Annotated in this window: 21 protein-coding genes and 1 riboswitch; of the genes, 3 read left to right on the top strand and 18 right to left on the bottom strand. The window is 56.6% G+C overall.

Features of this window, described 5'->3' with window-relative positions; genetic code table 11:
- Positions 1–138 precede the first annotated feature (138 nt).
- The 12 genes from JUE30_RS03985 to JUE30_RS03930 form a co-directional block, all read right to left on the bottom strand.
- On the bottom strand, positions 139–1,335 hold the full coding sequence (locus tag JUE30_RS03985; RefSeq protein ID WP_203623731.1) for a serine hydrolase: 1,197 nt from the start codon (positions 1,333–1,335) through the stop codon (positions 139–141).
- Positions 1,336–1,339: 4 nt separating this feature from the next.
- Positions 1,340–2,590, bottom strand: a complete 1,251-nt coding sequence (dltD, locus tag JUE30_RS03980) for a D-alanyl-lipoteichoic acid biosynthesis protein DltD (RefSeq protein WP_203623730.1) — start codon at positions 2,588–2,590, stop codon at positions 1,340–1,342.
- The gene (dltC, locus tag JUE30_RS03975) at positions 2,590–2,823 is read right to left on the bottom strand and encodes a D-alanine--poly(phosphoribitol) ligase subunit DltC (protein ID WP_203623729.1); all 234 of its coding nucleotides are present in this window, start codon (positions 2,821–2,823) and stop codon (positions 2,590–2,592) included. The genes dltD and dltC overlap by 1 nt, the downstream gene beginning before the upstream one ends.
- An 81-nt stretch (positions 2,824–2,904) precedes the next feature.
- Positions 2,905–4,113, bottom strand: coding sequence for a D-alanyl-lipoteichoic acid biosynthesis protein DltB (gene dltB, locus JUE30_RS03970; RefSeq protein WP_203623728.1), 1,209 nt, complete (start codon positions 4,111–4,113; stop codon positions 2,905–2,907).
- Positions 4,113–5,615: a D-alanine--poly(phosphoribitol) ligase subunit DltA gene (dltA, locus tag JUE30_RS03965; protein WP_203623727.1), complete on the bottom strand. Its 1,503-nt coding sequence runs from the start codon at positions 5,613–5,615 to the stop codon at positions 4,113–4,115. The genes dltB and dltA overlap by 1 nt, the downstream gene beginning before the upstream one ends.
- 10 nt (positions 5,616–5,625) lie before the next feature.
- Positions 5,626–5,763: a teichoic acid D-Ala incorporation-associated protein DltX gene (locus JUE30_RS03960; RefSeq protein ID WP_203623726.1), complete on the bottom strand. Its 138-nt coding sequence runs from the start codon at positions 5,761–5,763 to the stop codon at positions 5,626–5,628.
- Positions 5,764–5,853: 90 nt separating this feature from the next.
- Positions 5,854–7,239 carry a cell wall metabolism sensor histidine kinase WalK gene (locus tag JUE30_RS03955; RefSeq protein WP_203623725.1) on the bottom strand — a complete coding sequence of 462 codons (1,386 nt, stop codon included), beginning with the start codon at positions 7,237–7,239 and terminating at the stop codon, positions 5,854–5,856.
- The gene (locus JUE30_RS03950) at positions 7,229–7,924 is read right to left on the bottom strand and encodes a response regulator transcription factor (RefSeq protein ID WP_203623724.1); all 696 of its coding nucleotides are present in this window, start codon (positions 7,922–7,924) and stop codon (positions 7,229–7,231) included. Before JUE30_RS03950 ends, JUE30_RS03955 begins: the two co-directional genes overlap by 11 nt.
- A 156-nt stretch (positions 7,925–8,080) precedes the next feature.
- On the bottom strand, positions 8,081–8,491 hold the full coding sequence (locus JUE30_RS03945) for a DUF956 family protein (protein WP_125756439.1): 411 nt from the start codon (positions 8,489–8,491) through the stop codon (positions 8,081–8,083).
- A gap of 110 nt (positions 8,492–8,601) precedes the next feature.
- Positions 8,602–9,546: a PTS system mannose/fructose/sorbose family transporter subunit IID gene (locus tag JUE30_RS03940; RefSeq protein ID WP_374706428.1), complete on the bottom strand. Its 945-nt coding sequence runs from the start codon at positions 9,544–9,546 to the stop codon at positions 8,602–8,604.
- A gap of 18 nt (positions 9,547–9,564) precedes the next feature.
- On the bottom strand, positions 9,565–10,389 hold the full coding sequence (locus JUE30_RS03935; protein ID WP_203623723.1) for a PTS mannose/fructose/sorbose transporter subunit IIC: 825 nt from the start codon (positions 10,387–10,389) through the stop codon (positions 9,565–9,567).
- A gap of 42 nt (positions 10,390–10,431) precedes the next feature.
- Entirely contained in the window at positions 10,432–11,406 is a 975-nt protein-coding gene (locus tag JUE30_RS03930) for a mannose/fructose/sorbose PTS transporter subunit IIA (protein WP_203623722.1), read from the bottom strand.
- 539 nt (positions 11,407–11,945) lie between these two features.
- A riboswitch (Lysine riboswitch) is annotated at positions 11,946–12,116 on the top strand.
- A gap of 118 nt (positions 12,117–12,234) precedes the next feature.
- On the opposite strand from JUE30_RS03930, the gene JUE30_RS03925 reads away from it, so the two are divergent.
- Complete coding sequence (locus JUE30_RS03925; RefSeq protein WP_203623734.1) at positions 12,235–13,821, top strand: ABC transporter permease subunit; 1,587 nt, start codon at positions 12,235–12,237, stop codon at positions 13,819–13,821.
- Positions 13,822–13,834: 13 nt separating this feature from the next.
- Positions 13,835–14,578, top strand: a complete 744-nt coding sequence (locus JUE30_RS03920; RefSeq protein ID WP_203623721.1) for an amino acid ABC transporter ATP-binding protein — start codon at positions 13,835–13,837, stop codon at positions 14,576–14,578.
- A 61-nt stretch (positions 14,579–14,639) separates the two neighbouring features.
- On the opposite strand, the gene JUE30_RS03915 is transcribed toward JUE30_RS03920, so the two are convergent.
- From JUE30_RS03915 to JUE30_RS03900, 4 genes are all read right to left on the bottom strand, one after another.
- Positions 14,640–16,505, bottom strand: coding sequence for a hypothetical protein (locus JUE30_RS03915; protein WP_203623720.1), 1,866 nt, complete (start codon positions 16,503–16,505; stop codon positions 14,640–14,642).
- Positions 16,495–16,818 carry an LPXTG cell wall anchor domain-containing protein gene (locus tag JUE30_RS03910; RefSeq protein ID WP_203623719.1) on the bottom strand — a complete coding sequence of 108 codons (324 nt, stop codon included), beginning with the start codon at positions 16,816–16,818 and terminating at the stop codon, positions 16,495–16,497. The genes JUE30_RS03915 and JUE30_RS03910 overlap by 11 nt, the downstream gene beginning before the upstream one ends.
- Positions 16,815–17,852, bottom strand: a complete 1,038-nt coding sequence (locus JUE30_RS03905; protein WP_203623718.1) for a DUF916 and DUF3324 domain-containing protein — start codon at positions 17,850–17,852, stop codon at positions 16,815–16,817. The genes JUE30_RS03910 and JUE30_RS03905 overlap by 4 nt, the downstream gene beginning before the upstream one ends.
- Positions 17,853–17,924: 72 nt before the next feature.
- Entirely contained in the window at positions 17,925–18,635 is a 711-nt protein-coding gene (locus JUE30_RS03900) for a WxL domain-containing protein (RefSeq protein ID WP_203623717.1), read from the bottom strand.
- A gap of 278 nt (positions 18,636–18,913) precedes the next feature.
- Between JUE30_RS03900 and JUE30_RS03895 the strand changes: the two genes are divergently transcribed.
- A complete protein-coding gene (locus JUE30_RS03895) occupies positions 18,914–19,516 on the top strand; it encodes a TetR/AcrR family transcriptional regulator (protein WP_203623716.1) in 603 nt (200 codons plus the stop codon).
- 66 nt (positions 19,517–19,582) lie between these two features.
- Here JUE30_RS03895 and JUE30_RS03890 read toward each other — a convergent pair whose 3' ends face one another.
- Positions 19,583–20,896, bottom strand: coding sequence for an NCS2 family permease (locus JUE30_RS03890; RefSeq protein ID WP_203623715.1), 1,314 nt, complete (start codon positions 20,894–20,896; stop codon positions 19,583–19,585).
- A gap of 170 nt (positions 20,897–21,066) precedes the next feature.
- A complete protein-coding gene (gene pyk / locus JUE30_RS03885; protein ID WP_203623714.1) occupies positions 21,067–22,512 on the bottom strand; it encodes a pyruvate kinase in 1,446 nt (481 codons plus the stop codon).
- Positions 22,513–22,733: the final 221 nt, after the last annotated feature.

Here is a 22,733-nt window from a genome sequence, read left to right as displayed (position 1 = left end):
TCAACCGTATTTTCCTTGAGCGTGTCTGGTTTAACCCCAAAGCCCACAACCTGGCGGCTTAAAAAAAGAGTACCTAGACCAATTAAGGTCTAGATACTCTCATAAATTATGTTCAACTTCACTTGACGAAGAGCCATTTTATTTTGCGGTCAAAAACTGCTGCCGCAGCTGCCCTGCCAGGTCAATGATGGCAGTGCGGCCGTGGCCTTGCACGTTGCCCAGGATCACCACGGCGTCTTTGCCATCCACCGACAGCTGCATCGTGGTCATGTACCCATAGCCAGATCCGTTGGCTCGCAGAAAGCCGGGCACATTTTGATAAAAACCACCGTCGTAAAGCAAGTTCGGGGTCCCGGGACGATAGACCTGCTTGCGACTCGCCTTGAGCAGGGTACCGGTGACCAAAGAGCGGGTGGCGCGGTAGAAATCCAGCGCACTCATGTACACCTGTCCGGTGCCTAGTTCCGCGTGCATCTGGTCAGAGCTCGTCAGCTGCTGTATCGCATACGGGTTGGCGCCTTGAAGAATATACCCCGAAGCGTAGTTCATCGTCGGTGCCAGCCGATAGGCCATCACGGTCTGCTTTAAGTGCAGGCGGTCGATGTACACTTGTTTGAAAAGTGTCTCATACGGCTGCCCGGAGATTTTTTCCACGATGCCCGCCAATAGGACATAGTTAGCGGGTGTGTAAGCCCAAGTCCCGAACTGCTTAGGGACGAAGGTCAAGTGCTTATAGACATCATCGACCAACTGGGCGTCCGACTGGTAGTGCGGCGGTGCCATCGGGGCCTGTTTGAGCCCTGAATGCATTTGCAGCAGTGCCCCCACCGTCAGCTGTGGCACGCCCTTGAAGCGCGGGTAGTAAGCCCCGATCGGCGTGGTCAGCTTCAGTTTGCCTGCGTCGATCAGCCGCATCACTAAGCCAGCGGTTAGGCTTTTCTGCAGCGAATCAATTTCAAACATGGTGTCCTCACGGTTGGCGAAGTGCCTTTTCGCACTGGCCTGCCCCAGGCTCACTGAAGCAACCAGCTTATCGTCCTTGATCACGATCGCCGTGCCAGAAAAGTTCTGGGCCTGCAGCTTCGTTTTCAGGGTTCGCTCAATATTGGGCGCAATGGCCCGCGGTACTGCAGAAGCAGCCTTTGCACTCACGCGTTTACCCTTGGAGGAGGAGTTGCTGCGATTCACCTGGGCAGGCACTTTCTCCGTCTTTGGTGCGGTCACGCGGCCCAGCGCAAATCCCGCACCGACCAGGCAGATGGCTGCAAGCGCCAAGACCACCAGTCGCAAACGAACCTTCTGCATGTGGCGTTTTTGATGTTGCGCGCGTCTCATCCAATTACCTCACATTAGTCGTGTTCGCCCAAGTGGTGCCAAAAAAGGCATCATTCAGGCGGTAATGCTCCGCCGGCTGCCGCTGGGTCAAAAACGGGTCAACGGTCTGGTCAACCGCCAGCCAGCCGCGCCAGCCCAAGTGGATCGTGTCCTGCATGAAGTAAGGCTGCCCGCCGTCTCGGCTCAGGTCCTCAACGTGGGTGAAACCTTGACTGGCGAGCTGGTACTTCAGCTTAGCGACCGCCTGCTCATAGTTCCCCATTGGCAGCCCAGTGTAAGCTGCCCACTTGGCGTTGATTGGTGGAATGATGAACTGGACTGTCGTGTGATTTTTCGCAAACTGCTGTAAAAGCAGTTCAAAATCACCGTACTCCGGCCCGTACCGGTACTCGAAATGACGCTGACTGCCGCGCAGTGAGGCCAGCTTGCCATGCCCAAGGCGCTGGCGGAAGAAGGTGTCGTCAATCCCTAACCGATTGTGCTTAGTCTTATTCTTGGCAATTATGCCAGCAAGCTGTTCAAGTTGTTGCGGCTCATCCTTAGCCGGCAGCTGCTTTTCCCCGTCTTTGATCCTTCGCCAGTTGGTCGAATGCGTGAAACGGGAAAACAGCTGATCCTCATTGTTCAGCATGCGCAGCCGCGCCTGAAGGGCCAGGCGCGCCCAGCCCCTCACCGGCCGGCCGGCAGCGATTTGGTACAGCGACTGCCGGTCGAGCGTGCTTTTGGCCGGGGCATTCATCTTGAGCAGCCGGCGAGCCGCATACCGGTCGGCAACGTTCCCCTTTGCTCGCAGCAGCCAAGTGGAAAGTTGAAGCGGCGAGTAGTACATGTCAAAGGCCGCCGGAATCTGTCCCTGCCTGGTAAACCACTGCATCGACACAATGAAGACGACTTTCTTTCCTTTCAGCTGAGCGAGTTCAGACTGGCCGTCCACAAAATGCGTCAGTGACTGAGTGCCGGGATTGCCCAAAAGCAGCGGCTGATATGGCCGATGATACTTGGCCGCCAGCGTCGACGGGTGGAACGGGTCCATGCGTGCCAGCTCAGATGAGCCCATGAATGGCACGTAATGCTGCGCCAGCGCCTGATCTTTGACCCGCGCGCCACCAAGGACAGTCGGCGACAGGGAGACGGCATCCGCCTGCAACCGCGGTTTACTGATCCGACCGTTTGGCAGTGGGGCCAGCAAAATACCGACCACCAGCAATGCCGCCAGGACGACCGGGCCAAAAATCTGCCAGAGGCGCCTTGTCATTATTCCGCGTCCTCGGCTTTCTTGATGATCTTGGCCGGCGTGTTCCACTGATTGCGGTCGAACTCGGACACCGGGACGTCCATCCCCAGTTGAGACTGCAGCTGGAGCAGCAGCTGGACCGTATCCATGGAATCAATCAGCCCTGAGGCAAATAAGTCCTCCTCAAGGTTGTTGCTAAAATCTTCACCGGTGAGGTCGTTCAGAATTGACAGTACTGTTGCTTTTTTATCCATGAGTATTTTCTCCTTTGGTTTGAAAAAAATTAGCGGACCTAGTCGCGCTCAGTCGGGCTAAGTTCGCTCGACTTCGCAGCCTTACTTAAACCATAGCGTGTTTAGAAAACCTGAAAAGATCAGGAAGCTGAAGCAGACGACGCAGAAGGTGGTCGCGATGGCCAATGCTTCAGTCCAGCGATTGTGCGGCAGCTGTTTGCGATGTTTTTTCTTGAAGCGCAACCAGATGTCGTTGATGATGATCGCGCAGGCGTGAAACAGCCCATAAACGATGTAGTACCAAGTCACCCCGTGCCAGAAACCCATGATCAGGAAGTTGATCAGGTAGGCGACCTGGGAGACCCGGATCGGGTTTTTGATCAGCTTGTGCTTCATGATGAAGAATGTGACCCGCATGAAGATGAAGTCGCGGAACCAAAAAGACAGTGTCATGTGCCAGCGATTCCAAAAATCCTTGATGTTGTGCGCCTGAAACGGCCGGTTGAAGTTCATTGGGGTGTCGATGCCCATCACCAAACTGGTAGCGACAGCGAACAGCGAGTAGCCGGCAAAATCGAAGAATAGGTACATCGAATAAACAAACGCGACGCCGATCAGCGCCGGGCTCAGGCCCAGCCAGTACATGTGCCGCGCGGCCAGCGCCGAAAACTCGATGCGCGGCAGCAGCACCGTGCCGAACAGGTAGCCGAGCATGTACTTGTAGAAGAAGCCCAAAAACAGGTACCAGACTGCCCGGCTCAGCATGCTCAAGTACAAGTCGCGCTTGGGTACATTGTCATAGTCTTTTTGGAAGCGGCGGTAACGGTCGATTGGACCGCTGGAAATGACGGGCATGAACAGCATGAACCGCAAGAACGGCATCAGCTTCACGTCCTTCATCGTCCCGTCGCGCAGCTCCATAATCACCTGCACCGCCTTGAAGGTCAGATATGAGATCCCCAGGAAGCCCAGCAGCGATGGGTGCAGCGCCACAGCCGGTGTCACCTTCACCACCACGAGCGGCAAAATGCTCAACAGGACCGTCAGCACAAACACGCCGGTTTGGTTGTGGTGCTTGCGGTAGCGCAGGTAGCTGAACACGATGACTAGCTGCCAAAAAATGTACCCGATCAGCGCCAGACCTTGCTGCCACTTGGCGCCGGTGAACATCAGAATGATGAACAGGAGTGAAATCAGCGTTTCATAAGTTTTGAAGCGGCGCCCGTGGTACAACCCGATCATAACCGGGAGCAACCCCAGCATCAGAAGCAGGAAGTACTGCGGGTCCGCGTACGGTTGTAGGTTCAGCATTAGGCATTGACCTCACTGATGAGCGCCTTGACTGCGACCTTACCGTTTTGCGTCAGCGGCAGACTGTCCTTGTAGATGAACCGTTGCGGGATCATGTAAGGCATCATCACCTGCTGCAGGTGCGTGCGGATTTTCTTGGTCAACGCCAAGCCGCCTTCTTCCCCTTGCTCCGGGACAACGTAAGCCAGCATTTGCTGGACCTTGTGTTCGGCGTTGTACTTCGGCACGGCAACGGCCTGATGGATCATCGGCGCCTGATTGAGGTAATGATCGACTTCCTCCAGCTCGATGCGGTAGCCGTTGAGTTTGATCTGAAAATCGGTTCGGCCCCGGTAAAAAATCAGGCCGTCTTCGGCAATGATCCCCAAATCACCAGTGCGGTATCCGCGCATGCCATGCTCTTCAGTGAACGCCGCCGCAGTTTTCTCCGGCCGGTTCAGGTAGCCCTTGGACACGCTGGGCCCGATGATTTCCAGCTCACCGACCTGCTGATCATCCTCGACGCGCACCGTGCCGGGCACCAGTGTCATCGTGGTGTCGGGCTTGGCGTAGCCGATCGGCAGGCGCGGGTAGTCGGCCAGCACCGAATCGGTGATCTGCACCGCGGTGACCGCCACAGTGGCCTCGGTCGGTCCATAAGTGTTGTAAATTTTAGCCTGCGGGAAGCGCTGGCGAAGCTTGGTGGCAGTGGCGTGGGTCAGCTCCTCGCCGCAGAAGTAGAACTGCTTAAGCGCAGGATAACTGGTCGCGTCAAACAGCGGCGACAAGAGGCAAATATCGACAAAGCTGGGCGTGGAGACCCACACGTCAACCGGAACATGCGGCAACGTTTCAAACAGGGTCTTCAAGTCATCGGTTTGTTCTTTTGGCAGGATCTGTAAACAGCCGCCAGAGGTGAGCGTCGGGTACAGCGACATTACCGACAGGTCGAATGAAAATGGGGCCTGGGCCAGCATCCGCGGCCGCCGCGGCAGCTTGAAGCTCGCCATCCACGAGACAAACGAGATCAGGTTGGCGTGCGAGATCTGCACCCCTTTCGGCTGCCCGGTCGTGCCGCTGGTAAAGATGATGTAAAAATTGTCGTCAGCCGCCAGGTCCGCATTTTTCACTGGTGCCATGGTCATCATCTGACTGAGTTGAGCCGCCTTAACGGTCGTGGTCTGCAGCTCAAGCGGCAACGGAATCGTCGCGAGCACCAGCGCCGGGTGCGCGATTTCCTCGATCATGGTCAGACGGTCGTTCGGCGAATGGCTGTCAACCGGGATATAGGCATGACCGGCCTTCACGCAGCCCAAAAAGGTCGCGATCGCCGCAAAACTTTGATCACAGTAGACCATCAGCGGGGCCTTGGCCGGCAGCTTGCGGGCCTGTAGCGCCGCCGCGATCCCGTCCGATGCCGCCTTCAGATCCCCATACGTTTTCAACTCGCCCAGGGTGTTGACTGCAGGCCAGTCAGGATGGGAAGTGGCGATCTCATCGATAATTTCGATCAGAGATTTCATGTTTTGCCTCCTAGAACTCGTTATAGATAAAGTGGCCGCCGGCAACACCGCGATAGCTGTACAGGTACACCAGCGTCAGCAGCACCACGGCGTAAAATAACGTCTTTAACACAAAGCGGACGCCGGGCCGCGCAAAGAATGTTTTCATTGGGAAGACTCCTTGGCATAAAAAAATAAGCAACGACCACAGTGTAGTGGACGTTGCTTATTTGGTCAGGAGCGGTTTCTAAAGGTCACATTAAAGACTTTCAGAATCCGGTGCTTTTAACTTAATAATAAACCGGCTGCCGCGCGGCTGATTATCCACCACCCGGATCGACCCGCCGCTGAGCGTGATCAGTCGACGCGTGATGGCCAGCCCCAGACCAGTGCCGGAAATGGCTTTAGACCGGGATTCATCTAGGCGGAAGAAGCGGTCAAAAACGCGCGCTTTTTCACTGTCCGGAATGCCGGGGCCAAGGTCCGCGACACTGACTTCCACGTGATCGGCTACTTTTTGGCCACTGATCGTGACAATAGTGTTAGCCGGCACATATTTATTGGCATTGGATAACAATGACAGCAGGGCGTGCTCCACGCTTTCGGCGTTGGCCAAGACTTCAAGCTGCGCCGGCATCACGGCTTTAAGCTTTTGTTTACTTTGCGGCTGGAAGCGGCTGACCACCCGGCGGGCCAACCCCGCGGCGTCAAACGCCGCCACCTGGACCTCGGCGTGATCCATGCGCGACAGCGCCAGCAGGCTTTCGATCAGTTTCTGCATTTTCATCGACTCGTCATCGATCACCGCTAGCGAGTCGGGAATCAGCTCTGGGTGCTCTGTACCGTGCCGCCGCAGCAACGCGACGTGACCGCGGATCGCCGTCAGCGGCGTGCGCAACTCGTGCGACGCGTCGGAGACAAACTGATTATCCCGGATCACCTGCTCATTCAGTGAGTGCAGCAGGCGATTGAACTCCTGCGACAGCTCACGCACTTCCTGTGGCGCGGCCGGCACCGGCAATCGTTCATGATAGTTTGAATCCGGCTGGTCCGTGATCTGCTTGGTCGCCTGCGTCAGCGCCACCAGCGGGCGGTTGAGCCGCTTAGCCAGCCACTTGGTCCCCAGCGTCCCGAGGATCACCCCAACGGCCGTGACCAACAGCGTCATCAACAGGATCAGTTTGAAGATCTCGATCATGTTATTCAAGCTGAGCCACACCGAATACGTCGTTCGCCAGCCGCTTTGATCGACCACCTTGCGGACATGGTAGTAAACGCCCTGGCCGCGCTGATATTGGACGTTGGAGAACAGCGGCCAGGTGCTGAAGTTATCCTCAAGAAAATCCTTGGTGTGCCGCGTGTAGTAATCCGTGACCTGGCCATCCGGTTGGCGGACCCGCACGCGGACAAAGGTCAGCCGCGTGTTCAGCGGTGCGTTGTCGCGCCAGTAGTCCCAGTCGGGCTCGTGGTTGGCAAACGTGTGCCGCAGCGTTGTCATCACCTGTACGGCATCATCGCGCTTGTTCTTAATCAGGCGCCCACCAACTACGCTGATCACCGACACGAAGATCATCACCATCAAGGCAATGATCAGCCCGTTGTAGGCGCGCGCCATCCGGGCGGCGCTGCTGCTCCTATTTGGCATTGTCCGCCGCCTCTTCGAGCATGTAGCCGACCCCGCGCACGGTTTGGATCAGCGCCAGTTCTCCAGGACGCTCCAGCTTTTGCCGCAGGTAACGGACGTACACGTCCACGATGTTGGCCTGGCCGTCAAATTCCGTGCCCCACACCGCATCGAGTAGCTGATCGCGCGAGCAGACCTCACCGCGGTGCTGCATCAGCACCAGCAGCAGGTCATACTCCCGCTGCGTCAGTTGGGCCAGCTGACCGGCGCGGCGCACTTGACGCGCCTTGGTATCGAGCACCAAATCGCCGGCTGTGTAAGTAGCCGGCACCAGTTTTTGCCCGCGGCGAATCAGCACCCGAATGCGGGCGAGCAGCTCCTCAATTTCAAACGGCTTGGTGATGTAATCATCCGCCCCGTTATCTAACCCGGCCACCTTATCGCCGACGTAATCGCGCGCTGTCATCATCATGATCGGCACGTCCGAGGTTTTACGGACGCGCCGCATGACCTCAAGGCCGTCGAGCTTGGGGATCATCCAGTCCAACAGGATCAGGCCGATCGCCGCCTGCTTAGCCTGCCAGGTGTCCCACGCCACCTGCCCGTCCTGGGCGGTCAGGACCGTGTAACCTTCAAAATGTAATTCAGAATCCAGGTACGAGATCAGCCCCGCCTCGTCTTCCACCAAAAGAATCGTTGCCGCCACTTTGGCCACCTCTTCCACTACAGTCTTTATCCAGTCTATCACCCGGTTCGGGCCAACCACCTTTCACTTCTGTTATCTTAACTATTTCCCGGGTAATTACTGGCACTGTCAGACAGCAAAAAGCCCCTGCCGCGACGGGCAGGGGCTCAGCAAAACCTAATCTTTGGCCTGTTTATCTTTGGAAAAATACCGGGCCTTGATGTTGCGCAGGTAGCCGCCGAGAATCTTGAGAAAGGTCCGCGACTGCACCAAGTTCTTCGGGTCCACATAAACGCGGATCGCGCGCAGCGTGCGCTTGGGATCACGGGTGGCAAACGGGAAGCTGCTGCTGGTTTTGGTGTGAACGGTAAAGCGGGGAATGTACTTGCCTTTAAACATCACCGTGACTTCAACGAACGTCACCTCACCCCAAGGAATCTGGATGTACTTCTGGACGTTTTTGTCGGCGTACCATTCGAGACCGCGATCGCCGATCATCATTTTGCCGTAATCGGCAATGCCCATGTAGGATGTGGCATCGACGGTCAAGTCGACTTTTGTATTGATTGACTTCACTGGTTGTTGCATCGATATCCCTCTTTTACCACTTTACTGTCTATTATACGCCGCGAACCCGCGGAGCTCGCATCAAAAAGAAAAGCCTCGGAGCAGCCGCCCCGAGGCCAAGAGGTCTGAACTTACATGAGACCCCAGACATGGAACACAATACCAACAACGAAGAGGCCCAGGATAACGATAATCGGGGAAACCTTCTTCTTGAGGAGCCACATGCAAAGCAGTGTCAGCAGCAGCGCTGCCAGCCCTGGAATCAGCTGATCCAAGTTGTTCTGCAGCGTGGTGACCTTCATCTTGTCAAGCGCCAACCCGTTTGCTTGGTCAGTCAGCGCCTGCTTGATGCCGGCAGCACCCTTTGGCAGCTTCGACCATTCGATGTAAGCACCCTTTTGCTGGGTGATCGTGGAAACCACTGGGGTGAACTTAACTGTGACCCAACGGTTAATCAGAGAACCCAGGATGAACATACCCAGGATCGAAGCACCCTTGGTAACATCCTGCAGCAGCGAACCGGACATGTCGTCCGCGATCCGTGACCCGGCCTTGTAGCCGAATTCCTGAGTGTACCACATGAAGGCCACACGCATCAGGTTCCAAACGACGAAGAAAATGATTGGGCCCATGATGTTCCCAGCCAGCGCCAAGGACGCAGCCAGACCACCAAGGATAGGACGAGCGGTGAACCAGAAGACTGGGTCGCCGACACCGGCCAGAGGACCCATCATGCCGACCTTAACGCCCTGGATGGCAACGTCATCGATTGGGGCGCCGTTAGCACGTTCCTCTTCCAGTGCCAGGACCACACCGATAACCGGTGAAGCCAGGTACGGGTGAGTGTTGAAGAACTCCATGTGCCGCTTCAAAGCGGCGATCTGGTCGTCCTTCTTCGTGTAGAGCTTCTTGATGGCAGGAACCAAGGAGTAGCACCAGCCACCGTTTTGCATACGTTCGTAGTTCCATGAACCCTGAAGGAAGGTAGAACGCCAGCAAACCTTCATCCGGTCAGCTTTCGTCAAACTGTACTTGTGTTCAGCCAAACTTGCTTGTACTTCAGCTGTATCAGCCATATTTTTCTACCTCCTTCTCTAATAGTTGTCGATGATGTCGCCGACTGGATCGCCGGAGCCACCATTGTTGTCAGAAGAGCCACCATTGCTGCTAGAAGAGCCGCCCATCTTGGACAGGGTCAGGTAGATCAGCGCCAGGGACACACCGATCGCGCCAAGGCCGATCAGGGTCAACTGAGAAATGGTTGCCAAAACGAAACCGATGATGAAGAATGGCCATACTTCGCGGGTCGCCATCATGTTCAAAACCATGGCGTACCCAACGGCAACGACCATGCCACCACCGATGCCCAGGCCATCCGTCAACCACTTAGGCATAAGGCCAAGCAGGGAACGAACAGGACCGGCACCAACAGCCAGGATCAAGCCGGCAGGGATCGCGATACGCAGACCCTGCAAAGCAATGGCAACGTACTGCCAGAAGTCCAGCATCTTGAAGCTGCCTTCTTCGGCCGCGTGGTCCATCAGGTGGACAACCGCGGTGGCAATGGTACGAACCAGGGTGGTCAGCAGCAGGCCGGCAACCGCCAGCGGAACCGCAAGGGCGATCGCGGAGTTAACTCCGGCGCGGCCCTGACCGCCAAGAACCAGAATAATAGCAGAAGCAACTGAGGCCAAGGCAGCGTCAGGCGCAATCGCGGCACCAACGTTCGCCCAGCCAAGGGCAATCATCTGCAAGGTCCCGCCCAAAATCAGGCAAGGAAGCAGCTGGCCAGTGACCAGCCCAATCAGCGTGCACGCTACAACTGGCATATGGAATTCGAATTCATCAAGAACCCCTTCCATCCCTGCCAGGAACGCCACGATGAGGACCCCGATGATTTGAAGAAAGTTCAAATCCATGTGAATATCCTCCTTAAATTTAATTAGGAATATAATCTATTGCTACTTGTTCTGTGCATCCAGCGCGTCTTGCGCCTTCTTGAGGATCGCGTCCATGTTGTCCTTGCTGTCGGTTGGGACCTTCCGAACATCGAAGGTGACGCCTTCCTTTTCCAAGTCCCTGAACGTGTCGATGTCGGTCTGGTCAAAGGCCAGAACCTTGTTCGGCTGAACCTTGCCGACTGAGTGCGCCATGGAACCAACGTTCAGTTCCTTCAGCGGCACGCCGCCGTCAATGGCTTTTTTCGCGTCTTCCGGTGTTTCGAATAATAGCAACGCTTTTTCGCCGCCGAAGTGCTTGTCGTCTTTGGCGATCTTGATCATCTGATCAATTGGAATGACGTGAGCCTTAACACCTGATGGGGCCGCTTCGGTGATCAGCTGTTTACGCAGCTTGTCGTGTGCGACACCGTCCGATACAACAATGATCCGCGTCGGCTTGGTCTCTTTGCTCCAAGCCGTCGCAACTTGCCCGTGAAGCAGACGAGAGTCGATCCGAGCCAGAACGTAACTCATCTTCCCTGGCTTACCGCCGCTGACGTGCTGCGTTGGTGCTGCAGCAGGAGCCGCCTTTGGTGCCAGTTCTTCAGGCTTGACTTTGATACCGTCTTTACCTGACTCAATAATGTGCGCCGCAATATCGTGCGCTGAATCCATGGACAAACGGGAACCGTATGCCTCAATCAGCATTGGTAAGTTCAGCCCAGTGACGATGGCCCACTTATCTTTGTGTGCTTCGAACAACCCGTTAGACTGGTTGAACGGAGAGCCGCCCCACAAATCGATAAGGAACAGGACCTGATCATCTGAGTCGAGCTTCGCAATGGCTTCCTCGAGGTGTGCTTTCAAGTCGTCTGGACCCTCGTTGGGCTGGAATGTCACTGCTTCAACATTCTTCTGCTCACCGAAGATCATCTGACCTGATTGCATAATGCCTTTGGCAAAATCGCCGTGGCTAGCAAGGATGATTCCGACCATTGTTTGTCGCCTCCTATATGTATTTAGACATGATAGCGCCACCATTCGGATTTAGGTCAAACCTAGGGTGACGTGTCACATGTCCGACAGTTAGTATGCACAAAAATGGTTGCGATTGCAAAGGTTTACCCCTGCGAAAAAACAATCGTTTTCATGAAAGCCCACTTTTTTCTAAGGCTCTAGGCTCAAAAATTTTTATGATTAAATTTGGCTAAGGCCGCGAGCCGGACCATTCTGCTCTGAAACGGGTACCAGCCTCTGCTTTCCCTAGGGCTAGGTCGCCCAACCGGCCGGTTGCGAGCAACATTCTAATAGAAGAATAAACCTTTAGTTAGTAAAATAATTCATAGAAACCGCGACCGCGCCTCGAGAAAATGTGACAGAAGCCTGCCGCGCTTGCCGCCTGTGCCCAGCACCATGGGCTCACCGAGTGTGACATTTAGCATCTAAGACCAGTGGGTGAAATCGCTATCTTGGCAAGTCGCCTTGACACGGCGTTTTCAGACGCATAAACTGGCAAACGACAACTGAATTTACCACTAAGAAATAGAGGTCGCGGAAACGACGAACGCTGAGGAGTGCCTGTCACGTTGAATCAGCCGTAAGCGAATCCGCCGAAACGCATCCTGCCACAGGGGCAAGATGCGTTGGGCCAGTTTGGGGAAACCCGCTGGACTGTCGAAGCCTAGCTTCGGAGCGCTATGATTCTGGTTTAACCACTGAAATCATCGGTCGGCCTATTTCACATATAGGCCGACCTTTTTACTTCTCTATTTCCCGCGTGGTTCACCAAGTCAACTTGGGACAACACGAAGGGAGTTTTTAATGATGAAGAAGCATTTCTGGGGCCGCCTTGTCAGCGGACTCGCACTGCTCGCCATGGCGGCGGGCATCGCCTCGGGGACGACGCAGCACGTCGGTGCGGCCACCAAAGGCACATTCAAGGTCGGCATGGAGGCCGGCTACGCACCGTTCAACTGGACCCAAAACACGGCTGCCAACGGCGCCGTCAAGATCCAGGGCAGCTCGGACTACGCCAACGGGTATGACGTGCAGATGGCCAAAAAGGTCGCCAAGGCCTTGAATAAAAAGGTCGTCGTCGTCAAGACATCCTGGAACGGTCTGCCGCCGGCATTGACGTCTGGCAAGATCGACGCCATCATTGCCGGCATGAGCCCGACGCCTGAGCGCCGCAAAACCATCGATTTTACCAATACCTACTACGCCAGCAAACTGACCGTCGTGGTGCGCCGCGACAGCAAGTACGCCAAGGCCAAGAGCATCAATGATTTCAAAAACGCCAAAATCACGGCGCAACTGTCGACCTTCCATTATCAAGCCATCAAGCAGATGAAGGGCGTCATCAAGGAACCAGCCATGGATAACTTCCCGGCGATGCGCGTGGCGCTGGAATCCGGCACCATCGACGGGTACGTTTCCGAAGTTCCTGAAGGGATCACGGCGGAAAACGCGAACCCTGATCTGACCTACCTGCGCTTTTCCAAGACGAACGGCTTCAAGACCAATCCTGAAGACGTCGACCTGGCGATTGGGGTCCGCAAGAACGACCCGGACAAGGCCAAGATCAACGCCGAACTAGCCAAGATCTCTCAAAAGCAGCGCGACCAGCTCATGAACGAGGCCGTGGCTAACCAGCCGTCGACCACCAGCCAAGGCAACTGGTTCCTCGCCCTGCTCAAGCAGTACGGCCCGATGCTGCTGCGCGGGACCGGCATGACGCTGTTCATCTCCCTGATTGGCACCGTTGTGGGCTTTTTGATCGGCCTGCTCGTCGGCATTGCCCGCACCACCCCGGTACCGAAGAGCCGCGGCAAGCGCGGTCTGCGCGCCATCGGCAACTGGCTGCTCGCCGTCTACATTGAAGTCTTCCGGGGTACGCCAATGATCGTGCAGGCCGCCGTCGTCTACTACGGCGCCGCCCTCGCCTTCCACGTCAACATGGACCGCACCGTGGCCGCCTTGTTCATTGTCTCCATTAATACCGGGGCCTACATCTCCGAAATCATCCGCGGGGGCATCACCTCCGTCGATTCCGGCCAGTTCGAGGCCGCCCATGCGCTGGGCATGACCCACTGGCAGACCATGACCAAGGTCATCCTGCCGCAGGCGATCCGCAATTCCCTGCCGGCCGTCACCAACGAATTCATCGTCAACATCAAGGATACGTCGGTGCTGTCCGTCATCTCGGTTTCCGAACTGTTCTTCAGCGCCGAAACCGTCGCTGGCCAGAACTTCCAGTTCTTCCACACCTACCTGGTCGTCGCCGGCATCTACCTGCTGCTCACCTTCACCATCAGCCGGCTGTTCAGACTGGTTGAAAAGCGTATGGACGGGCCCAAGGATTACGACCTGATGACCAACCAGATGCAGGTTGACACCCCAAAGATCAAGTAAGGAGGACGTAAACATGTCAGAACCCATCATTGAAGTACATAATTTGAAAAAGTCCTTCGGCAATCACGAGGTCTTGAAGGATATCAACCTGTCAGTCGACAAGGGCCAGGTGGTGTCGATCATCGGCCGCTCGGGCTCCGGGAAGTCGACCCTGCTGCGCAACATTAACCTGCTCGAAACGCCGACGGACGGCGACATTTTGTTCCACGGCAAAAGCATCCTAACCGATGACTTTAACCTGCCGCTTTACCGCGCCCATGTTGGCATGGTGTTCCAGTCGTTCAACTTGTTCAACAACCTATCCGTGCTGCAAAACGTCATGGTCGGTCAGCAAACCGTCCTGCGCCGCGGCGCCGATGAGGCGAAAAAGCACGCCCTGGAGCTGCTGAACAGTGTCGGCATGGACCCGTTCGTCAACGCCAAGCCGGCCCAGCTTTCCGGCGGCCAGCAGCAGCGGGTGGCGATTGCCCGCGCCGAGGCCATGGATCCCGAGGTCCTGCTGTTCGATGAGCCGACCTCGGCGCTTGATCCCGAAATGGTCGATGACGTTCTGAACGCCATGACCGCCCTGGCCCACACCGGCCTGACGATGATCATCGTCACCCACGAAATGGCCTTTGCCCGCGACGTCTCCGACAAGGTCGTCTTCATGCACGAAGGCGTCATCGCAGAAACCGGCACGCCGGACGAACTCTTCGGCCATCCGCAAGAGCAGGCCACTCAGGACTTCTTGAAGCGGTATTTGAGCCGCATCTAAATCGTCAAAGCTCAACAATTAAGGCAATCGACCGGCGTCGATTGCCTTTTCTGCGTCCTGTTTACTTCATTACAGGTGTGGACGTCAGGGTCCACTCAATCGTGGTGCTGTGCTGGCCGACGGTCGCGTGTGGATATGGCGCGATTGTCAAAGTCGGCTGTAAAACGGCGCCTTCAGGCAACTGACTGCCGGTCACATTAAAGAGCTCGGTCTCACTGTTGTCGTCAGTCAGCGTGCGAATGGCCCCGTTGTACTTAAAAGTCAGGTGCGCACTGCCGGCCTGGTAGCCTGGTCCTAGCTGAAACGGGGCCATTTTGGCGGTCAGGCGGTTGGTCGCGCCTTCAGGAATCGCGGCAGAAATGTTCCCCGAGGCAGTGCCCAGCTTGGCGTTCAGGCCATCGATCAGCTCACCCACCGTAATTTTCGGTGCGCTGCCTTCGCCAAAAGTAAAACTTGGCACCGAGTCGAGGGCCAAAGGCTCCGGTACCACCGCAGGCAGCGAGACGTTTGTCGTTGCCTGGCCGTTATTACCAATTACGGTACCAGCGGAGACTGTTTCAGCACCACCTACATCGGTCGCAATGATTGGGGCACTGAACTTAAGTTCCTGCACCGTCGTGTTTTTGGGAAAAGGCGGTATGTTATCCAGCGCAATTTTATTCACGACCCTCACCGGGTTACCGGCCCGATCGGTCATATCGCGGGGTTTCTCACCGGCTATGGCCTCAGCTAACAACCCCTGCCCGCCACCCAAGTCAAGGTGAACGTTGCCATCATCGGCCATCACAAACCCGTAGTGGCTGCCAGTTAGCAGCTGGGCGTACAAGGAACTCTGCTGCCCATTGCTCGGCTGCGGCCAGGCCTGAAGGCTGCCGTTGGGATCGTAAGTAATGGTGTAATTCTGACTTAATGTCGTGCGCGGATACACAGTGCCTTGAGCCACATCGACCGTCATACTGTTATCCAGCACCCCGGGAATGCTTTGAAAAGCGACCACTGCATCTTCAACGTACGCCCCAGTCGTCCCAGTGAAGCCCCAGTATACGGTTGTGCCGCCGAAGTACCGAGAGACATCTGCGTTATCCCAAGTCAGTGACTTGTCAACTACCTCGCTGCCGACAGCGAAGTGAAACGAGAACGTGCCGCCACCGTCACCTGTTGCCTCCCAATGAATGTGCAGCGGGTGCCATGTGCCGTCAGTCATTGCATTGTCGAGCGCTTGGTAACCGCCCAACCCCGGATTGCCATAGCTGTTGCCCGAGGCCCACTGAATCGGCAAGTCTTCGAGCCCGGTGTCTAACTTCCCTAACCCTTTGGCCGACTGGTTAGGCTGCGCGGGATAGCCCCAACCAACGTACTGGCCCGCCTTCTTTTGGACGACGTTATGGTCCTGGCGATCGTGATTATCCGTGGTATCAAAGGCAATGGCAAAGCTCTTGGGCAGCGCGTCTGTTTTCGAGCCATCTCTAAGCTGAGACCGCCAGATGCCAAGCGCCGAGCCAATGCCGTAGACCTGGGTTGGTTTGGTGCCGCTCATGACGAGCGCCATGCCGTCGCCTAAATCTGTGCCGTTATTAAAGTAAAGATTCATTCGTGCATCGAAGCTCTTGGTCAGATCCAGCGTGTAAATGCTCCAGATTGAGCCACTTTGGGTCGGCCCGTCAGTCACCTGCACGGCGACGTGGTTCCCATCTCCATTTGTCAGGACTTTGCTGGAGTCCTTCGTCCCAGTAAGGGGGCTCATCACCTCTTCAAACGGGACAAAGGCCGGAAGCCCTGTGGCGGGGTCAATCGGTTCTGGGTATGAGCCGGTCAGCCAAGGCAGGTAATCTACCGCGGGCGCGGCCTTAACCACGGCGGTCTGACTGCCGATAGCCAGGGCACCCGCAATAATGATAGAGATGAACGCAAAACCTTTATGCTTCACGATCATCCCTCCTCACCATCACTGTCAGGCCCAAACTGCCGATCACAACTCCGCCAAGAATCACGAGCCAGTGATTGGTCCGATCACCAGTGTGTGGCAACTGCCGCATGTCACCGGTGCCAGGCAACAGGTCATGCGGAGAATAGTCCACAACTGGAGGGGGCGCCGGCTCCTGCGGTGGGGGCCTTTTCCCGGTCACCACAAACTCGGCAACGGTTGCCCCCGATGCGGTGCTTGCACTCACCATTGAAGCCGGCGCGGCGATCACCGCCAGTACGAGCACGATCAACCCAATGCGTAGTCGGCGCATCATGCCTCCCTCCTTTCGCGAAGCAGCAACCTGCTCGGCCGGTGCAGCACCCACCAGCAAGCCGCGACCACTAACAGAAGCGCGAGGCCGATCAGCACCCAACCCCACCACGGCATGACGAACCGCCGCTTGAGGCCGACCTCCTTGTTGATGCTCTCCGCCTCACCGACCAGAATGGAAAAATTGCGGCGGAACTGCCACTGCCCGTGCGGCCCGGTCACCGCCAGATTCAGGGTGTAGTCACCGGGGTCCAGCGCCTGCTGATTGGTCACCGCAAAATTGAAGTGGGAGTTCGGCGCGACCGCGTAATTAGCCGCCTCGCGCTGCATCACGACGGCTTTTTGGTCGCGCTTGGTGACCGTCGCCTTCAACCGCATTTTGCCCCAATAGGTGGGCCGGTCATTTTGCAGCGTCGCTAAGACGCACGGCTGGTTGTCGTGCACACCGGCCCCGACCCCCAATAATTTCAAATGCGGCACGATATTATTGATTGCGCCAGTCGAGGTTTGCAGCTGCACGCCCACCACCGTCGCAAACCGGTTTTGGATCGCCACGCCGCCGCTATCTTCGCCGCCCGAGCGCTCATTGTCCACCAGATACAGCGCACCCAGCAGGGCACCGCGGAACCCGGCTTGGGGAATCCTGAGCGGGACCGTGACAGTTTTGACTTCCTTGGGCGCCAGGGTCAGCGTTATCGGCGGTGGGGCCAATTCGGTCAGGCGATACTCGGCCGAGTCGTCCGCCGGCGCACCGGGGCCGTAACTGACCTGCCCATTCGACTGCGACCATGCGTCGGTCACACTCAGGCGCACGTGCCGCACTTCCGCCGTCCGGTTGGTGACGGCCAGCGTCAGATTTTGCGTCGTCCCTGGCTTCACCACCAGATCATAGTAATTCGAGACCGCCGAGCGCTGATTCTCAGGAATCTGCGGCGCCACCGAAAAGCTCGCGCCTTCCGCCTGAACCACGCGCCCGGTTTGCAGCCAAAAACTGCCGGCGATCAGGATCACGCCTATTAACCATTTCCGCACCTTCACGCCTGTTCCCCCAATCTATAAGCAAAACGACCAAGGCAAATCCTTGGCCGTCATGGTGGCGCGCACAGAGATTTAGTTCATCTCAGGTGTGCCAGCCAGCGTCCAGGTGACAAGCGCATCGTACTGACCAGTGGTGGCGCTAGCGTTTGGTGTGAGCTTAAATGACGTACCAGCACCGACAGTCGCATCGTTGGCACCGGTCCCTTCACCAGGAGTCGCAGGATGGTCTGCGTCAGTCCCCGCAACAGCGGCCTTTGCTTGCCATATCTGGACGTTGTCACCGCCAGCTGTCATGGCGCCGCCAACAGTCCCTGTCGCACCCACATTGGTGAATTTGGAAATCGCTGCAGCCAGCGTCAACGTGCCCTCCAGCGTGGTAGTACCATTTGTTGGTTTGCCGACCTTGGCGGACAGTTTCCAACCGGCGTTGGTGCCGCGATAGTCCAGAACTTCGATGCTCCCATCTTGGACTTCGGCCTTGTCGCCAGTCTGTTTCGTCACGCCATCGGCATACCTCAACGTAGTCCCTGCAATGATGTCACCGACTTTCGGATTGGCCCCGTTGAGCATAAAATGCAGATCTGGAATTTTGTTGAGAATCAGGTTTTCATCCCCGTCCGTGCCGTGATCCCCGCCGTCGGTGCCACCGCTACCGGCATCCACGGTAAACTCTGCGTTGGTCGACCCAGAGGCAGAGCCCGCCGCAACGGTTTGGGCGCCGGTCAGCGCACCAGCTACCGTCATTGCCACGACCGCAGCAGTCACAAATAATGTCTTCTTCATTTCGATTACCCTCCCTAATGAATGTCACACAATAATTGGTCAACACACATCGTCAGAGTATTCACCATTTTCAATACTCTAAACACCGGTAGTATAAGCGCGCCCCGCCAGGAGTTGGTGGCGGTTTGAACCCAGCTGACCGTTTCGGGGCAAGCGCGCCTTGAGTGCCCACAACCCGGGTGCAAATGCTTGTATCCCAAAAAGGCACCCGACTACAATGCAGTCGGAACCTAACTCACTTCGCCAGAGTCGAATCGTCTGCGTGAGGAGAAGATAATGTGTTAAATCCAAATGATCTGAGAGTCCGCAAAACTCGGCGGGCCATTACGACCGCCTTTTATGCACTGCTGTGCGAGGAGTCCTTCGGCGCCACCACCGTGTGCCAACTGGCCAGCCGCGCGGAAATTGGGCAAACGACCTTTTACAATCACTATCAGGACAAGTTTGCGCTGGCCAGCGCGCTGATTCAGGCCACCACCACCCAGCTGACGGCCCTGTTTTTGGGGCAGTGTCATCTGCCCGCAATGGTTGCCCCTGATGGTGAGGACCCAGCGCTGCTCTGCCACGCGCGGCTGCTGAGCAAAATCGACACGGTGGAGGTCAGCTTCACGCGGGTGGCGATCCAGCACATCGCCGCCCTTTATCAGCGTGACCTCAACCGCCGCGGCGTCAAACTGGCTCATCTGCCGGCAATCGCGCAGCACCTGGCTATTTTGACGTACAGTTTCATCACGGCGCTCATCAACCAGCCTGACAGTCAGGCCGTGCCAACCTTAGCCTGCCAGCTCGCCGAGTTCGACCAAGTCCTCACCGGCCTGGGCATTGTGGGCGCGACCGCCAGTGTACCAGTGCAGCACCAAACAAGCACCACTCACTTTTAGCCGACACCAAAAAGGCAGTGCGACCAACTGGTCAGCACTGCCACATTTTTCCAATTTAAAAACCAATCACCCCACGTTCAGAATCCACATAAACCCGATGAAGACGAAGAACAGGCCGTACATGATTGGGGATACTTCCTTGCCGCGGCGGGCCGCCAGCATTGTAATCGGGTACATGATGAAGCCCAGCGCAATGCCGTCGGAAATGCTGTAGGTCAGCGGCATGCCGATCAGAATCAGAAACGACGGAATGGCGATTTCCAGCTGCGACCAGTTGATATTGCGTAGCGACTGCGCCATCAGCACACCGACGATGATCAGCGCCGGCGCGGTGACTTGGTCGGTCACGACCGAGAGCAGGGGCGAAAAGATCATCCCAACCAGGAACATCACGCCGGTCGTGATGGCGGTAATCCCAGTACGGCCGCCGACCGCGATGCCGGCTGAGGATTCAACATAGGCCCCAACCGGGCTGGTCCCGAGCACCGAGCCGACCAGCATGGCGGTAGAATCTGAGGCCAGCGCCTTGCCGACCCGCGGCATTTTATTATCCTTCATGAAGCCCGCCTGGTTGGCCAGCCCGACCAGGGTGCCGGCGGTATCAAAGAACGTGACCAGCAGGAAAGTCAGAACCACGACCGCCAGCTGGAGCGTGTTGATGTCGCCGATGTGCATCACCGCCACGCCGAATGTCGGTTTCAGGCTCGGCGCCGTCGCAATCAGTGCGGTCGGGGCCTTGATCTGGCCGGTGACCAAGCCCAGCAGCGTGGTCAGCACCATGCCGATGAAAATCGCCCCAGGCACTTTGCGCACCATCAGGATGGCGGTCACGACCAAGCCGAAAATCGTCAGCCACACCAGCGGGTTCTCAAGCGACCCTAGACCCACAATGGTGGACTTGTTAGCGGTGATCAGCTTCCCGTTGCTCAGGCCCAGAAAGGCGATAAACAACCCGATGCCACCGGAGATTGCGTACTTCAGGTCGGCGGGAATCGCATCGATGATCATTTCCCGCAGCTTGAAGATCGTGATCAAAATAAAAATCAGACTGGCGACGAACACGCCGGCCAGCGCCGTCTGCCACGGAATTTTCATGCCGATGACGACTGAATAAGCGAAGAAGGCGTTGATGCCCAAAGCCGGCGCGGTCGCGATCGGGTAGCGGGCCAGCGCCCCCATGAGGATACAGCCCAGCGCACTGGCCAAGGCGGTCGCCGTGAAGACGGCGCCTTTATCCATGCCGGCCGCACCGAGCACGGACGGATTGACGAACAGAATGTAGGCCATTGAGATGAATGTGGTGAACCCGGCCAAAATTTCACGCCGGACTGTACTACCTAATTCCGCGACTTCAAAGTAATCCAGGAGCTTTTGTTTCATGAATGATTGCCTGCTTTCTGAAATTTTCAAATCAGCACGGAATCAATCATAGAATATTCGGCTAAAATTGTAAACAGAACAATTTTTCTTATTTAACGTTCGTGTTTTACACGATTTTAGACAACAAGAGAAGCCGGCCTTCGCCGACTTCTCTCTCTTGTTCGGGTTTACTAGTCTTTTGCGGCGTCCTCGTTGACCCGCGAGATCAGCACGTTGTTAGTTGAACCCGCCTGATATAAGGGTAAACCGACCACAATGACGATCACGTCACCTGCAGCCACCACCCCTTCTTTGATCAGGCGCTGCTCCGCCTGGGCAATCAGGTCTTCATAGGCGTCGCCCTTCGGCAGCACCATCGGGGTCACACCCCATGACAGTAGCAGCTGCGACGCCGTGCGCTCCGTGTAAGTCAGCGCAATAATTGGCGCTGCTGGCTTCAGGCGGCTGATCTGCCGGGCGGTGTAGCCGCTGGAGGTCAGCGTGATGATGGCCTTAGCGGACACGCGCTCGGCGGCGGTGACCGCAGCAATCGCCGTCGTGGTGGTGATGGAGCCGCTTTGCTTCAGCTCATTTAGCACTGGGCTGTGCAGCGGCCGCATTTTATCAGCGCGCTCGTCGATCACGGCCATGGTGTGCACGGATTCGACTGGATAGTCGCCATTAGCGGACTCGCCTGACAGCATCGTCGCGTCGGTGCCTTGCAGCACGGCAAACGCCACGTCAGTCACTTCGGCGCGGGTCGGCCGCGGGTTCTCCTGCATCGAGTCCAGCATCTGCGTCGCGGTGATGACCGGTTTCCCAATCAGATTGGCCTTGTGGATCAGCTCCTGTTCAACGGCAGGCACTTCTTCGTAAGGGATCTCGACGCCCATGTCGCCACGCGCAACCATGACGCCATCGGCGAGCCGGATGATCTCGTCGGCGTTGTTGATGCCCTCCTGCGATTCGATCTTAGGGATGATCAGCACGTCCTGGCCGCCGACTTCTTCAAGCAGGTCGCGCAGGTCCTGCACGTCGCTTGGCTTGCGGACAAAGCTGGCCGCAATGAAGTGAATGCCCTGCTCGACGCCAAACTTGATGTCGTCGCGGTCCTTGTCGGTCAGCCCCTTCAGCTTCAGGGATACCCCAGGCGCATTGACGCCTTTCTTGCTGCCAAGCTCCGCTGGGTTTTGCACGCCCAGTGTCAGTTCGCGCTTTTTGGCGTCTTTGGACAAAATGGTCGTGCCCAGCAGGCCGTCATCAAACAGAATCTGGCCGCCGACTTCCACGTCGTCAAACAGCCCGGCGTAGGTCACGTCAATGCGGTCCTTGACGTTTTGGATGCCCGTGTTCATCGTCAGGATGATCTTGTCGCCGGTGTCGTAGTGGAACACGGCATCGTCAACGTTTTCGCCGGTGCGGATCTCCGCGCCCTTGGTATCGAGCATCAGCCCAACCTTGATACCAGTTTCCTTCATCGCTTGCTTGACCAGGTTCATCCGGCCCAGCTGCTCGGGATGATCACCATGGGAGAAGTTGAAACGGAACACGTTTACCCCCGCGTGGATCAAGGCGACGATGGTCTCTAAGTCATTAGATGCCGGCCCCAGAGTCGACACGATCTTTGTCTTGCGCATGTTTGTCCTCCATACTTTTGATTGCCCTGCTAATTTGACTACGTGAATGCAGTCACAAGTTCATTTTAGAAGAATCCGGGCGATTATACAAACGCTTTCTTTTTGGTGATCACGATCATGTTGGCCAGTCCGCGGTTAGCAAAGCAGAACCAGTCTGAGTGCTTTAAAATCGCATAAGGTTCGTGGCTTGAACAATATTTACTTTCGCATTTTGAACCGGG

The sequence above is a fragment of the Lacticaseibacillus sp. 866-1 genome (assembly GCF_016861825.1).
Classification (GTDB): domain Bacteria; phylum Bacillota; class Bacilli; order Lactobacillales; family Lactobacillaceae; genus Lacticaseibacillus.
This window is presented reverse-complemented; position numbering and strand designations above follow the sequence as displayed.